This is a genomic window from Amycolatopsis sp. CFH S0740, from assembly GCF_004522315.1.
In the GTDB taxonomy this organism is placed as follows: domain Bacteria; phylum Actinomycetota; class Actinomycetes; order Mycobacteriales; family Pseudonocardiaceae; genus Amycolatopsis; species Amycolatopsis nivea.
In genome coordinates, this window is sequence record NZ_SDLS01000003.1 from 268,003 (window position 1) to 282,626 (window position 14,624).

Annotated in this window: 13 protein-coding genes; 8 read left to right on the top strand and 5 right to left on the bottom strand. The window is 69.9% G+C overall.

Annotated elements, in window-relative coordinates; translation table 11 throughout:
• Positions 1–18: 18 nt before the first annotated feature.
• Positions 19–321 carry a hypothetical protein gene (locus tag EIZ45_RS07495; RefSeq protein ID WP_037809111.1) on the bottom strand — a complete coding sequence of 101 codons (303 nt, stop codon included), beginning with the start codon at positions 319–321 and terminating at the stop codon, positions 19–21.
• 80 nt (positions 322–401) lie between these two features.
• Positions 402–1,700 carry an MFS transporter gene (locus EIZ45_RS07500; protein ID WP_134664172.1) on the bottom strand — a complete coding sequence of 433 codons (1,299 nt, stop codon included), beginning with the start codon at positions 1,698–1,700 and terminating at the stop codon, positions 402–404.
• Between the two features lie 1,287 nt (positions 1,701–2,987).
• Between EIZ45_RS07500 and EIZ45_RS07505 the strand changes: the two genes are divergently transcribed.
• Complete coding sequence (locus EIZ45_RS07505; protein ID WP_037809108.1) at positions 2,988–3,569, top strand: YqgE/AlgH family protein; 582 nt, start codon at positions 2,988–2,990, stop codon at positions 3,567–3,569.
• Here the strand turns inward: EIZ45_RS07505 and EIZ45_RS07510 are convergent.
• Positions 3,566–3,985, bottom strand: coding sequence for an SdpI family protein (locus tag EIZ45_RS07510; protein WP_037809107.1), 420 nt, complete (start codon positions 3,983–3,985; stop codon positions 3,566–3,568). The two genes, EIZ45_RS07505 and EIZ45_RS07510, sit on opposite strands and share 4 nt — an antisense overlap.
• A gap of 65 nt (positions 3,986–4,050) precedes the next feature.
• Here EIZ45_RS07510 and EIZ45_RS07515 point away from each other — a divergent pair, with 65 nt between their 5' ends.
• The 4 genes from EIZ45_RS07515 (at position 4,051) to EIZ45_RS07530 (ending at position 9,468) form a co-directional block, all read left to right on the top strand.
• The gene (locus EIZ45_RS07515; RefSeq protein WP_205670001.1) at positions 4,051–5,220 is read left to right on the top strand and encodes an esterase-like activity of phytase family protein; all 1,170 of its coding nucleotides are present in this window, start codon (positions 4,051–4,053) and stop codon (positions 5,218–5,220) included.
• Between the two features lie 159 nt (positions 5,221–5,379).
• Entirely contained in the window at positions 5,380–8,268 is a 2,889-nt protein-coding gene (gene leuS / locus EIZ45_RS07520) for a leucine--tRNA ligase (protein WP_240690699.1), read from the top strand.
• A gap of 51 nt (positions 8,269–8,319) precedes the next feature.
• Positions 8,320–8,550 (top strand): hypothetical protein, encoded by a 231-nt coding sequence (locus EIZ45_RS07525; protein WP_205670002.1) that lies wholly within the window; start codon positions 8,320–8,322, stop codon positions 8,548–8,550.
• A 180-nt stretch (positions 8,551–8,730) separates the two neighbouring features.
• Positions 8,731–9,468, top strand: a complete 738-nt coding sequence (locus tag EIZ45_RS07530; protein ID WP_037809098.1) for an SDR family oxidoreductase — start codon at positions 8,731–8,733, stop codon at positions 9,466–9,468.
• On the opposite strand, the gene EIZ45_RS07535 is transcribed toward EIZ45_RS07530, so the two are convergent.
• Positions 9,465–10,202, bottom strand: coding sequence for a TetR/AcrR family transcriptional regulator (locus EIZ45_RS07535; RefSeq protein WP_037809097.1), 738 nt, complete (start codon positions 10,200–10,202; stop codon positions 9,465–9,467). The genes EIZ45_RS07530 and EIZ45_RS07535 overlap by 4 nt on opposite strands.
• Positions 10,203–10,544: 342 nt before the next feature.
• Between EIZ45_RS07535 and EIZ45_RS07540 the strand changes: the two genes are divergently transcribed.
• Genes EIZ45_RS07540 through ptsP form a run of 3 tightly spaced genes read left to right on the top strand, consistent with a single transcriptional unit; the run spans position 10,545 to position 13,843 of the window.
• Positions 10,545–11,417 carry a ribokinase gene (locus EIZ45_RS07540; RefSeq protein ID WP_134664175.1) on the top strand — a complete coding sequence of 291 codons (873 nt, stop codon included), beginning with the start codon at positions 10,545–10,547 and terminating at the stop codon, positions 11,415–11,417.
• A 28-nt stretch (positions 11,418–11,445) separates the two neighbouring features.
• Complete coding sequence (locus EIZ45_RS07545) at positions 11,446–12,177, top strand: hypothetical protein (protein ID WP_134664177.1); 732 nt, start codon at positions 11,446–11,448, stop codon at positions 12,175–12,177.
• Positions 12,170–13,843, top strand: coding sequence for a phosphoenolpyruvate--protein phosphotransferase (gene ptsP / locus EIZ45_RS07550; protein WP_134664179.1), 1,674 nt, complete (start codon positions 12,170–12,172; stop codon positions 13,841–13,843). The genes EIZ45_RS07545 and ptsP overlap by 8 nt, the downstream gene beginning before the upstream one ends.
• 59 nt (positions 13,844–13,902) lie before the next feature.
• Here the strand turns inward: ptsP and EIZ45_RS07555 are convergent, their stop codons facing one another.
• A complete protein-coding gene (locus EIZ45_RS07555; protein ID WP_134664181.1) occupies positions 13,903–14,565 on the bottom strand; it encodes a DUF1707 domain-containing protein in 663 nt (220 codons plus the stop codon).
• Positions 14,566–14,624: the final 59 nt, after the last annotated feature.

The window sequence follows — 14,624 nt, forward strand, 5'->3', positions numbered from 1 at the left end:
CGTCCGGAGCGGACGACATCAGGACCCGCGACGGCGGTTCTGCGGAACGGTTCCGCGCGGACGGACACGACGCGGGGTCGGCCGCGGGGCGGGCATCGAGGAGCTGTGCTGCGGTTCGGGTGCGTCGGCCAGGTGCTGCACGAGAGCCTGGACGGTCGACGCGAGCTGCGCGGGAGTCGTCCGCTCGAAGGCGTCCGGGGCGAACTCAAGCCTGCCGAGCGTGCCGGCCGGTCCCGCGGTCGCGCGGACGAGCCCGTCGGGCGAGGTCAGGACAGCCGGCGCGGCGTCGAGACGGGCACGGTCGTCGCCGATGGTGCTCACGGTGGCCCCCCGTGTCGGTTGCGCGTGCCGAGATTAACTCGACCGGGTCACAAGTCACCCTAATGCCCAACGGTGAGTTACTACCCCCGTTTGGGTTCAACGGTTTGCGGCAGCGAATCGCCGCGCCGCCGACGGGCCAGCAGGTATCCGCCCCCGCCCAGCAGATAGAGCGCGGTCGCGACCACCATGAGCTCGGGCGAGTACCCGTTGTCCTTGACGAAGAGCGCCGCGAGCGAAACCGCCACCACCTGGGTGATGTTGAACAGCGTGTCGTACAGCGCGAAGACCCGCCCGCGAGCCTCGTCCGCGACATCCAGCTGCACCGACGAGTCGACGGACAGCTTCACGACCTGACCGGTCCCCATGATCAGGAACGACGCGATCAACGCCAACGGCAGCAACATCGGCAACCCGAACGCGGCCTGCGCGACCGCCGAAACGAGCAGCGACCCGAGCACCGCCCATGTCCGCCCGAGCGACCGAATCAGCCGCGCCGTCACCAGCCCCGCGACGAGAATTCCCGCCCCCGCGCAAGCGACCATCTGGCCGAGCCCGGGCAGTCCCGAGCGAAAGATCCCGTCGTCAGCGAAGTAATTGCGCATCAGCAACACGCTGAGCAGCAACGAAATCCCATACGCCGCGCGATGCGCGAACAACGCGACAAACCCAGCCGTAACCCGAGGCGCCCGCCACGCATGTCGAGCCCCATCAGCCAGCCCGCGCGCGACCGCCACCACCGGATTAGTCGGCTCGTCAACCACAGTCGGCCCGAGCACACCCTTCGCGAACCGATGCGCGAGCACGGCGGACACCAACGCCCCGACCGCAGCAAACGCAGTGGTCTCCGCCGACCCGACATCCCCGGCCCCGAACACCGTCCGCAACCCGATCGCACACCCGCCACCGACGACCGCGATCGCCGACCCGAGCGTCGCCGCGACCGCATTAGCCGAAACCACCGCCGACGGCTCCACTACATGCGGCAACGCAGCAGACAACCCAGACCCGATAAACCGGCTGATCCCCTCCGCAAGCAACGCGAGCGAAAACAACCCGATCCCGCCGACCCCAGCCCCCACCGCAACAACGGACGCCAAGATCGCCACGGCCCGCACCAGATTGGCGAACACCAGCACCCGCCGCCGGTCCCACCGATCGAGCAACGCCCCAGCAAACGGCCCCACCAGCGAATACGGCAGCAGCAGAGCAGCGAACCCCTCCGCGATGGCCAACGGATCAGCCGCCCGCTCCGGATTGAACAGGACGGCCCCAGCCAGCCCAGCCCGAAAGACCCCGTCCCCCCACTGAGCCGCGAACCGCGTAAACAACAACCGCCGAAACAACGGCTCCCGAACGACCCACTCCCCCACCCGCACCACACAACCCTACTGACCACCCCAGTACCCCAAAAAGACGACAAATCGACAGTCAAGCGCGCAGGGCTGGCTAGGGGCAGATCGCGGCGCGTCACCCCTGGCTCCCGAACTAGCCCAGCCGACAGCGCCCCCGAAGCAAACGCCCAACCCGCACTCGCTCGACCCAAGCCGCTGGACGGCGAGCCAACGCCACCCCGACGCAACAAAGCCCAACCACGCCCTCCCGAGCCAGATCGCCGGGCGACAAGTTGACCCGGCAAGCCTGCAGCGGCCCCGAGGCAGCAAAGGCCCACCCGCACCTGACCGAATCAGACCGCCGGACGGCGAGCTGGCCTGCCCAGCCAACAGCGGCCCCGAGCAACAAGGCCCACCCAGGCCCACCCGAGCCAGATCGCTGGGCGACGAGCTGGCCCAGCGAGCCCGCAGCAGCCCGAGGCAACAAAAGCCCACCCGCACCTGACCGAATCAGACCGCCAGGCAGCGAGTTGGCCCGGCGAGCCAACAACGCCCCGAAACAACGACGACCCACATTGGCTGGGTCAGGTCACGAGGCGGCGAGCTGGCCTGTCCAGCCAGCAGCGGACCCACAGCACAGAGGCTCCCCCACATTGGCTGGGTCGAGGTCGCTGGGCGGCGAGTTGGCCTGCCCAGCCACCAACGGCCTCGAAGCACAGAGCCCCACCCACATTGGTGGGGCGAGGTTGTCCAGCCAGGAGCGGCCCCGCAGAAACAAAGGCCCACCCACATTGGTGGGAGAGGTCATTGGGCGGCGAGTTGGCCTGCCCAGCCTGCAACGGCCCGAGACAACAAAGCCAACCCACATCCAGCCAAGTCGAGCCGGAGCCCCGGAGCGAGCCACGGCATCTCACCACCGGAAAAGCCACCGCCGCACCCGAGCCAGCTCGCCGACCAACGAACGGTCCTAGCCACACCCCGGAAGCAACAAACCTGACCAGCAACGGTTGCCAAAACAAAGGGGGCTCCGCCCCCGCCCACCCCGAAAACCGCAGCCAAAGGCACCGCGGGGGTCCGGGGGGCTCGGCCCCCCGGGTACACGGCGCCGGTGGATGGGGAAGGTGCGAAGCACCGAACAGGACTCGAGAACACCGGCGCACTCGTTTCGCCTCTCGGCGGCTTGGCGCAGTGTGGCTCCGGCCGGACCGGTATTCCACAAAGGCGGTTCTTCAGTGAGCCCGGGGGACACGAGTGCGCCGGCTCATTGTTCTCAACGGGGCGGGTGGTGCTGGTGTTCCCGTGCCGGGAGGATTTCCCTCGGCGGGTGATGGGATCATGGGTGGCGTGCCAGCGGACGCCGAGGTTGAACCGGGAACGCTCCTGGTCGCCGCACCCACGATGTTCGACCCGAACTTCAAGCGGACAGTGGTGTTCGTGATCGATCATCGGGCGGAGGGCACGCTCGGGGTGGTCTTGAACCGGCCGTCCGATGTTCCGGTGAATGACGTCCTGCCGGGGTGGGGCGCGCATGTCGCGGAGCCGCAGTCGGTGTTCGTCGGCGGGCCGGTCGACAAGAAGACCGCGCTTTGTCTCGCCGCGTTGCGGACTGGGGAGACCGCTTCCAGCGTTCCGGGCGTGGTTGCCGTGCGGGGGCCGGTCGCGCTGGTCGATCTGGACAGCGATCCCGAGGTGCTCGTGCCGAAGGTGCGGGGCGTGCGCGTGTTCGCGGGCTATGCCGGGTGGGATTCAGGGCAGCTCGCGGGCGAGATCGAGCGCGAGGACTGGGTGATCGTCCCCGCGTTGCCGAGCGACATTCTCGCGCCGCCCAGCCGTGACCTGTGGGGTCAGGTGCTGCGCCGCCAGGGGGTGCCGCTCGCGTTGCTGGCCACCCACCCTGGCGATTTGCAGCGGAACTAGGCCTCGCTGGACTTCTGCAGGACTCCGCAGCCGCCGGCGCCGCACGCGCAGCCGCTGCAGCCGGCCGGGGCCGGCGACGGGGCGGGCACGGTCAGGGCCGCTCGCGCGCCCATCCGGGCTCCGGCGACGACCATCACCAGCAGGCCGAGCAGTCCGACGATCGCGGCGGCGACCAGGCCCGCGGTGGCGGGGATCGCGAGACCGGCGAGTCCGCAGACGACCGCGGCCGCGCCTCCGGCCAGGGTCGGGATGCCGGCCACCCGGTTGGCGAGCTTGAACGCCTCTTCGCTGCGCATCGAGGCTTCGGTCCGGACTCCGGCCCCGCTCGCCCTGCTCAGCCGTCCGCGCACGCCGAGGAAGCCACCCCAGCCGACGACGACACCAAGGACGATCGGAACGAGCGCGATAGCGAACACCCTCTGAGGATAAGCGTGACCTCGCGGCAATGTCCCGGATACCCTCGTCGGCTGTGCTACGGGCCATGTCTTCGTCCACGCGACACCGGCTGCTGGCTGCCGCCGGGATCGTCACCTTGTCCTTGCTCGTCCCCGGAACCGGGACTGCCGCTGCTGCCGCGCAGCGGCCGGTCCGCCTGCTCGGCGAGCAGCGTGTGCCGCACAATCTGCAGTTCCAGGGCACCACGGTCGGCGGATTGTCGTCCGTCGACTTCGATCCGCGCACCGGCGGTTACGCCTTCATCAGCGACGACCGGTCCGCGATCAACCCGGCCCGCTTCTACACCGCGAAGTTCGACGTCGGCGCCGACGGTGTGGGTCCGGTCACCTTCACCGGCACGCATCCGCTGCTGCGCCCGGACGGCACGCCGTATCCGCCGCTCGCGAAGAACGACCCGGCCGCTCCCCAGAACGAGCAGACGATCGACCCCGAGGAATTGCGCGTCGACCCGTGGACCGGGCATTACGTCTGGTCGCAGGAAGGCGATCGGCTCGCCGACCAGCACCTGATCCAGCCGTCGATCCGCGAGGCCACCCGTGACGGGCACTACGTCCGTGACCTGCCGTTGCCCGCCAACGAGCGGATGACGCCGGATGCCGGTCCGCGCCGCAATTACGTTCTCGAAGGCCTCGCCTACACCGGGTTCGGCACGTTGCTGGCCAGCGAGGTCGAGGCCCCGCTGCTGCAGGACGGGCCGCCACCCACGCCGACGTCGGGTGCGTTGTCGCGGATCACCCTGCAGAGCCGCTTCGGGCCCGTGCTCGCGCAGTACGCGTACCCGCAGGAGAAGCTTTTCGCCGAGCCCAAGCCCGCCACCGGGTTCGCCGACACCGGGGTTTCCTCGATGCTCGCGGTGAACCAGGCCGACCCGACGAAGTTCCTGATGATGGAGCGGTCCTTCGTCACCGGCGTCGGCAACAAGGTGCGCATCTTCGAGATCGACACCACCGGCGCGACGAACGTCCTCCACACCCCGTCCCTGACCGCTGCGAAGCACGTCAAGCCGGTGAAAAAGAAGCTGCTCGCCGACCTCTCCGACCTGCCGCTCTCCACTGTGGACAACATCGAGGGGATGACCTGGGGCCCGGCGCTGCCGTCCGGGGAACGCACGCTCGTGCTCGTGAGCGACAACAACTTCTCCGCGTCGCAAGTCACCCAGGTCGTCGCTTTGGCGGTCCCGTCGGAACGGCTTTGACCAGCGCGTTACGATGAGTGCATGAACACGGCTCGGCTGCTCCTTGGCCTGCCGCGCTGACCTGGTCCGATGACCGGCTCGGCGCGGCGACCCCTCATGCCTTCTGGCTTGGGGGGTCGAGTTGTTTCTGGGAGTGGCTCGACACGGAGGAAGACGGCGATGACAGGGTCTGACGAGGCCACCGGGGCCGCGGCGAAGAGTGCTGCGGACGCTGAGCACGCCCCGCCGTTCCGCTACACCGCGGAGCTGGCCGGGCAGATCGAGCAGCGCTGGCAGGACCACTGGTCCGACCACGGCACCTACCACGCGCCGAACCCGGTCGGCCCGCTCGCGGAAGCGGGCGAGCCGGTGCCCTCGGACAAGCTGTTCGTGCAGGACATGTTCCCGTACCCGTCCGGTTCCGGCCTGCACGTCGGGCACCCGCTGGGCTACATCGGCACCGACGTCTACGCGCGGTACCACCGGATGATCGGCCGGAACGTGCTGCACACGCTGGGCTACGACGCGTTCGGCCTGCCGGCCGAGCAGTACGCGGTGCAGACCGGCACGCATCCGCGCACCACGACCGAGCAGAACATCGCCACGATGCGCCGCCAGCTGAAGCGGCTGGGGCTGGGCCACGACGAGCGCCGCTCGATCGAGACGATCGACCCGGACTACTACAAGTGGACCCAGTGGATCTTCCTGCAGATCTTCAACTCCTACTACGACGAGGACGCCCGCAAGGCGCGTCCGATCGAGGAGCTGGAGAAGGCCTACGCGGCGGATGAGCGCACGACGCCGGACGGCCGTCCGTGGGCTGAGCTGAGCACCGTCGAGCAGCGCAAGATCATCGACGACCACCGGCTGGTCTACATCTCCGAGGCTCCGGTGAACTGGGCCCCCGGCCTGGGCACTGTCGTGGCGAACGAGGAGGTGACCGCGGACGGCCGCAGCGACCGCGGCAACTTCCCGGTGTTTCGCAAGAGCCTGCGCCAGTGGATGATGCGGATCACTGCGTACGCCGACCGCCTGGTCGACGACCTGGAGCTGCTGGACTGGCCGGAGAAGGTCAAGTCCATGCAGCGCAACTGGGTCGGCCGGTCGCAGGGCGCGAAGGTCTCGTTCGCCGCGGGCGGCGAGAAGATCGAGGTCTTCACGACCCGTCCGGACACCCTGTTCGGCGCCACCTACATGGTGATCGCGCCGGAGCACCCGCTGGTCGAGAAGCTGACCGCGGCGCAGTGGCCGGGCGAGCACCCGGAAAGCTGGACCGGCGGCGCGAAGACGCCCGCCGAGGCCGTCGCCGCGTACCGGGCCGCCGCCTCCCGCAAGTCCGATCTGGACCGGCAGGAGAACAAGGAGAAGACCGGCGTCTTCACCGGCACCTACGCGGTGAACCCGGTCAACGACAAGGAAATCCCGGTCTTCGTCGGCGACTACGTGCTGATGGGCTACGGCACCGGCGCGATCATGGCGGTGCCCGCGCAGGACCAGCGCGACTACGACTTCGCGAAGAAGTTCGAGCTGGAGATCGTCCGCACGGTCGACCCCGGCGAGGGCTTCGAGGGCGAGGCGTTCACCGGCGACGGCCCGGCGATCAACTCCGCCAACGACACCGTCGACCTGAACGGCATGGGCGTCGCCGACGCCAAGAAGACGATCATCGCCTGGCTGGAGGACCGCGGCGCGGGCGAGGGCACCGTGCAGTACAAGCTGCGCGACTGGCTGTTCGCCCGCCAGCGCTACTGGGGCGAGCCGTTCCCGATCGTCTACGACGAGAACAACCTGCCGATCGCGCTGCCCGAGGACCAGCTGCCGGTCGTGCTGCCGGAGGTCGACGACTACTCGCCGAAGACCTTCGACCCGGACGACGCCGACTCCGAGCCGTCGCCGCCGCTGTCGCGTGCGAAGGACTGGGTCGAGGTCACCCTGGATCTGGGCGACGGGCCGAAGAAGTACCGCCGCGACACCAACGTCATGCCGCAGTGGGCTGGTTCCTGCTGGTACCAGCTGCGTTACGTCGACCCGGCGAGCCAGGACGTGTTCTGCGCGCCGGAGAACGAGGCGTACTGGCTGGGCCCGCGCCCGGCCGAGCACGGCGTGGACGACCCGGGTGGCGTCGACCTGTACGTCGGCGGCGTCGAGCACGCGGTGCTGCACCTGCTGTACTCCCGCTTCTGGCACAAGGTGCTGTACGACCTGGGCCACGTGTCCTCGAAGGAGCCGTACCGCCGCCTGTTCAACCAGGGCTACATCGAGGCGTTCGCCTACACCGACAAGCGCGGCGTGTACGTGCCTGCTGAGGACGTCGTCGAGCGCGACGGCAAGTTCTTCTTCGGCGACGAAGAGGTCAAGCAGGAATACGGCAAGATGGGCAAGAGCCTGAAGAACGCCGTGACTCCGGACGAAATGTCGGACACCTACGGCGCGGACACCTTCCGGCTGTACGAGATGTCGATGGGCCCGCTGGACATGTCGCGGCCGTGGGCGACCAAGGACGTCGTCGGCGCGCACCGGTTCCTGCAGCGGCTGTGGCGGCTGGTGGTCGACGAGCAGACCGGCGAGCTGCGGGTTTCCGCGGACGAGGCGACCGAGGCGGACCGGAAACTGTTGCACCGCACCATCGCCGGGGTCCGCGAGGACTACGCGGAGATGCGGTTCAACACCGCGGGCGCGAAGCTGATCGAGCTGAACAACCACCTGACCAAGGCGTACGGCTCGGCCGCGGCGACCCCGCGCGAACTGGCCGAACCGCTGGTGCTGCTGCTGGCTCCGCTGGCCCCGCACGTGGCCGAGGAGCTGTGGCACCGGATGGGCCACGCCGATTCGCTGGTACACGGGCCGTTCCCGGTCGTGGACGAGAAGTACCTGGTCGAGGACTCGGTCGAGTACCCGATCCAGGTCAACGGCAAGGTCCGCTCGCGGATCACCGTGGCCGCGGACGCGAAGAACGACGCGGTGCAGGCGACCGCGCTGGCGGACGAGAAGATCGCCGCGCTGGTCGGCGACAAGACGCCGCGCAAGGTGATCGTGGTGCCGGGCCGGCTGGTCAACATCGTGCTGTGAAAAAGCGAGTTCCGGCCCGGGAGGCGATCCCGGGCCGGTACTGTGCTTTCCGTGCGTAACCGAGCGATCACCGCGATAGCTGCCGCGGCCTTGCTGTCGGGGTGCGCCGTCGCGCCCGCTCCGCCGCCGGGGAAACCCGCGCCGCGGCTGCCGGCGGATTCGATCGCTTACGACACGCTGCCGGTCATCACGAGCAGGCCGAAGCTGTTCCCCGGCGACTGTTCGCAGTTCGAGAAGAATCCCGAGTTGCTGGGCGCCCTCGGCGGCAGTTCGCCGATGTAGACCTTCACCAGCTCTTGTACGTGCAGCAACCCGTCCCCCTCCCCCTTTTCGCTGGCTGGAGTCTGTCACACGCTGTGGCCGCCCGGGTGCGGAATCGAACCGTCACGACCGAAAGACGCCAGCTTCGCCCGTCGGCTCGCGCTTCGATGGTTGAAAGCGAAACAAACGGAAGGGACGGGCATGAACCTCGACGGCAAAGTGGCGCTGGTGACTGGCGGGAGCCGCGGAATCGGTGCGGCGACGGCACTGCGGCTCGCCGAGGCCGGGGCGGACGTAGTGCTCACCTACGCGGTGAACGCCGAGCAGGCCGCGACCGTGGTCGACCGGATCAAGGCGCTCGGCAGGCGTGCGCTCGCGGTCGGTGCGGACAACGCGGACGCGGCGGCGGTCGAAGCCGCGGTGGAAGCGGCGGTCGCCGAGTTCGGGCGGCTGGACGTGCTGGTCAACAACGCGGGCGTTGGTTTCGTCGGTCCGCTGGAGCAGACCGGGATGGACGACGTCGACCGCGTGCTGGCGGTGAACGTGCGCGGCGTGCTGGCCGCGACCAAGGCGGCGGCCAAGCACCTGCGCGAAGGCGGCCGGGTGATCACGATCGGCAGCTGCGTGACCGATCGCGTGCCGGGTCCGGGGATGGTGCTGTACGCGGTCAGCAAGTCCGCGATGGTCGGGCTGACCAAGGCGCTGGCCCGCGAACTGGCGGCGAACGGCGTGACGGTGAACCTGGTGCACCCGGGGCCGACCGACACGGAAATGAACCCGGCCGACGGCCCGTACGCGGCGGACCAGGCATCGATGACCGCGGCCGGCCGGTACGGCAATCCGGCGGAAGTCGCGGACGCGGTGGCCTTCCTGGCGTCGCCGGACAGCGCCTACATCACCGCCGCGACCCTGTCGGTCGACGGCGGGCACGCGGCCTAATCGCGGTAGAGGCCGACGTCGCGGGCTAGGTCGGTGAGCATGGCCTCGAACAGGACGTCCGGTTTGGACACCGGGATCGGGTAGTTGCCGAACACCTCGAGGGTCACGTGGCCGTAGAGCCGCGCCCAGAAGGTGATCATCAGGTAGGTGAGCCCGAGGTCCAGCTTCTCCGGCGGGATTTCCCGCCCGGACTCCTTGAGCACCGTCAGCAGATCCTGCTGGAACGCGGTGAGGTCGTCGCGGAGTTCGGGCGGGACCACGTCGTTCGGCGGCATGACCAGGTCGTGCTGGGCGAGCACGTGGCCCGCCGCGGCGAGGAAGATCTTCCCGAACGGCTCGTCGAGCCTGCGCAGCGCGCTGCCGGTCGCGGTCCCGGTGGCCCCGGTCGGCGACGCGAACACCAGGGTGAATTCCTTGGTGTGGGTCAGCGCCCAGCGGCGGAACCCCTTGCAGATCTGGAACAGCTGCAGCAGGCCCTCGTCCTGCAGTTCCGCGATGTCCTCGGCGATCTCGGCGGCGAGGTCGGTGCAGACGTCGAGGCGGAGGCTTTCCAGCAGGTCGTCGCGGGATTCGTAGTAGCGGTAGAGAGCCGGTGCGGTGATCCCCAGCTCCCGGGCGATGGCCCGCAGCGTGACGGCTTCCGGGCCCTGGCCTACCAGCAGGTTCCGCGCGGTCCGGCGGATGTCGGATTCGGTAGCCGCTCGCGCGCGACCCCTGCGTGTGGGGCTGCTCATCTGGGCAGTCTAGGTGGTCTGGACACCGATTTCGGCACTTGGCGGGAGAACCGGGGCGCCGCCGACGCCGATCACTCGGGGGGCTACGTGATCGGCGCCGGCGACCCGATGCCCTCTCCGGTGCGCTTCCGGTCGGGGCAACGTCATCGGCTCAAGTCCGGTGACGCTCGAAGAAGAGCGAAGCCCGTCGCAGAAGTGACGCCTGGGGGATACGGATCCCCCGATCGAGTGACGGACAGCCGCTGTTCCGCCTGATTGTCGCACTGAGCGCCAAGAAAGTTACAAACGCTTTCACTTTCGGGCACCGACGGCGGAAAGGAAGGGCCATGGCAGAGTGGCGGCATGAGTGCTGCGGTGCTGGTAGTCGGGTCCGCGAATGCCGATTTGGTGGTCCCGGTCGACCGTCGTCCCGGCGGCGGCGAGACGGTGCTGGGCGGCGACACCGCGTTGTCCCCCGGCGGCAAGGGCGCGAATACCGCGGTCGCGGCGGGAAAACTCGGCGCGGACGTCGCGTTGCTCGGTGCGGTCGGCGACGACCCCTACGGTCGATTGCTGCGGGATTCGTTGTCGAATGCGGGTGTCGATACGCAATTCGTTCGGACTGTCGATCGGCCTACCGGAATCGCTTACATCACCGTGACTCCGGACGGGGAAAACTCAATCCTCGTCTCCCCCGGCGCGAACTCCGCGCTGGAGCCCGGCGACATCACCGACGAAGCACTGGACGGCGTACGGGTGCTCGTCGCCTCGTTGGAAGTGCCGCTGCCGACGATCGAACGCGCCGTGGTGCGGGCGCGGGAAAACGGCGTGCGGGTGCTGCTGAACCTCTCGCCGGCGGCCGAGGTGTCGCCGGAAACGCTGGCCGCGCTGGACGTCCTGCTGGTCAACGAGCACGAGGCCGCCTACCTGCTCGGTTCGGACGACGCTGACCCGCGCAAGCTGCTCGAGCTCGGCCCGCGCGCGGCCGTGGTCACGCTCGGGGCCAAGGGTGCGGCGGTGCTCGAAGGCGACAAGTCGACAACCGTCGAGTCGCCCAAGGTGGAAGCGGTCGACACGACGGGCGCGGGCGACGCGTTCGCGGGTGCCCTGGCGGCGGCTCTCGCCGATGGCGCTGACCTGGTCGAAGCCGCCCATCGGGCAGTGAAAGTCGCTGCGGTGACCGTGACCCGGCATGGCGCCCAGCCGTCGTATCCGACGGCGGCCGAGCTGGAATGAGCCACGTCTGGGCCGTGTTGCAGGTCACGTGGGCGATTCGTTCGGTTCGGCGTGGTGGCAGGGGTACGCGACCCGGTTGCGGAGGATCGCGGCAGCGCGTGATCCGCTGGCGTTGATGCCGCTCGACGAGACGCTCGCCGCGCTGGGCCGCACCGCGGAAACCTACGAGGGCCTGCGCAAAGTCCCGGTCGACGGCGTAGTGGGCTCCCTCGCGCGCGCCGAGGATTTCGACCGGCTGTTCCGGCCCCGCAACCGTGCGCTGCGGGACCGTTGGCGCGCGATCGCCGACGCGGTCGGGGAGCTTCCGCCGGTGCGGCTCGTGCGGCTGGGCGACATGTACTTCGTGGAGGACGGGCACCATCGGATCGCGCTGGCCAGGGCGCGCGGGGCGGAGGCGGTGCTCGCCGAGGTGCGGTCGGTCTGCACGGTCGCGTTCGCGATGCGCTGCCTGACACTGGCGGACCTGCCGTCGAAGCGGGCCGAACGGATGTTCCTGGAGCGGGTCCCGCTCGCCGACGCCGACCGGACCGACCTGTGGCTGGACGACCCGGCGGACTGGTTCCGGCTCGCGGACTCGGCGGAGGCCTGGGGTTTCCGGCAGACTTTGCGGGGCCGGGTGCTGCGCGATCGCGCGGAACTGGCCTGCGCGTGGTGGCACGAGGAGGTGCGTCCGGTGGTCGAACGGGTGCGAAATCGGGAATCAGTCGCGGCGCCGCGAGAGATCGCGGTCTACGTGAGCTATGGTCTAGACCATGTCTGAGAGTGCTGCCGCTCCGGCCGAGTCCGCTGCCGGTTCCTCGCTGACCGGGGTCGCGGTGAGCCCCGGACGCGCGAGCGGACCCGTCGTCCGGGTCGCCGAGCCGCTCGGGGAACCCGCCAGCACGCCCGCGCCGGACGATCCGGCGGCGGAGGCGGCCCGGATCGAACCCGCCGCGCAGGCGGTCGCCGCGCGGCTCGAAGCGCAGGCCGAGGCCGCGACCGGGGAAGCCGCGACGATCCTCGTCACGACCGCCGCGATGGCCGCCGACCCGGCGCTCGCGTCTCAGGCCCAACAGCTGGTGACGGCGCGGAACCTACCCGCGGCCCGCGCCGTCTACCAGGCCGCCGAAGGATTCGCCGACGCGTTGGCGGCCGCGGGCGGGTACATGGCTGAGCGGGTCCGCGACGTCCGGGACGTGCGCGACCGGCTCGTCGCCGAACTGCTCGGCATCGCCCCGCCCGGGGTGCCCGAACTGACGTCGCCGAGCGTTCTCGTCGCCCGCGACCTCGCCCCCGCCGACACCGCGGGGCTCGACCCGGCGAAGGTGCTCGCGCTGGTCACCGAGGAGGGCGGTCCGACGAGCCACACCGCGATTCTCGCGCGGGCGCTGGGGATTCCGGCGGTCGTCGCGGTGCGCGGGCTGCTGGCTTCCGACGCCAAGGCGCTGTCGGTCGACGGCGACACCGGCGTGATCGAGGCGGTCGACCCGTCCGCGCCGATCGTCACCGCCGCCGCGTCTGGGCCGGCCGAGTGGAACGGCGTCGGCGAACTGTCCGACGGGCATCGGGTGAAGGTGTACGGCAACGTCGGTTCCCCGGCCGACGCGCAGGCCGCCGCGGACGCGGGCGCCGAGGGCGTCGGGCTGTTCCGCACCGAATTCTGCTACCTCGACGCACCGGCCGAGCCGTCCGTCGAAGAGCAGCGAAAAGCTTATGCCGCAGTGCTTTCGCCATTCCGCGGCAAGCCGGTCATCGTGCGCACGCTGGACGCGGGCGCGGACAAGCCGCTCGCGTTCCTGTCCCCGGACGACGAACCCAACCCGGCGCTCGGCGTGCGCGGCGTGCGGATCGCGTTCGACCGGCCGGAGGTGCTCGACCGGCAGCTCGAAGCCATCGCGGGCGCGGCGGAGGACTCCGGCGCGGAAGTTTCGGTGATGGCCCCGATGGTCGGCACCGTCGAGGAAGCCGCGTGGTTCGCCGAACGCGTGCGCGCCGCCGGGATCGCGCGCGCGGGCGTGATGATCGAGATCCCCGCCGCCGCGCTGCTGGCGCGGGAGATCCTCGGCGTGGTCGATTTCGTGTCCGTCGGCACGAACGACCTGGCCCAGTACACCTTCGCCGCCGACCGCCAGCTCGGCGCGGTGGCAAAACTGAACGACCCGTGGCAGCCCGGTTTGCTGCGCCTGCTGAAGCTGATCGGCGACGCGGCGGAAGCGACCGGCAAACCGGCGGGCGTGTGCGGCGAGGCAGCGGCCGACCCGCGGCTCGCGCTGGTGCTGGCCGGGCTCGGCCTGACGAGCCTGTCGATGAACGCACCGGCGGTCCGCGCGGTCGGCGCGAGCCTGGCGACGGTGTCGAGGGAGAAGTCCCGCGAGGTCGCGGCGGCGGCGCTCGCCACCGCCGATCCGGCCGCGGCGCGCAAGGCCGTCGCGGACGCTCTTTCCTAGCCGAGGGACGCCGGATCCGGGTGAGAGATGGGGTAACCGGATCCGGCGCCGGGCGCTGGTCAGCCGAAGATGCCCCGCCGAGGGTGGCGGATGACCAGCGAGCCTCCGTGGATGCGCCCGGTCAGCACGTAGCGCGGGGTGCCCGCGCGGCCGTTGCTGCCGGTCTTGTCGTCGAGCGAGCCGAACTTGATCTCGGTGATCGAGTTGTAGTCCACCGCCGCGTGCTGCGGGATGATCAGCTCGACCGAACCCCACTTCGAGTCGAGTTCGATCTGCACCACCGGGGTGGCGACGCGGGCCTCGGTGAAGTCGAGTTTGGTGCTGCCGTACTTGTTGCGCACCACCATCGCGGCCGGGACCTGCCACGGGCCGCTGCGCTGCAGTGACGAGTACTTGGCGTTGAGCTCGAGCCGCTGGCCCAGCCCGTAGTTGGGCCCGTAGCCGGGCGGTTCGGGCGTCGGCGCGTACTGCGGAGCCGCGCCGGGGTGCACCAGCCCGGGCAGGTCGGCGAGGACCGCGTTGAGGTCGCCCCGGGTGCGGGCCGCGAGCGCCTGGTCGGTGCGTTCGGTGAACTCGTCGAGGGTGAGCATCCCCTGTCCGATGGCTTTCTGCAGCACGCCCACGACGTGCTCGCGTTCGTCGTCGGACACCCGGATGTCGCGCGCGGTCAACGGCTTGGTCTCGGTCGCGGGCTGCGCGGCGATCGTCTCTTCCTCGGCCATGGCATCGATGGTAGAACTCGATTTCCGCTGGCAGATCGGGGAAAAACCCTGAACGGACC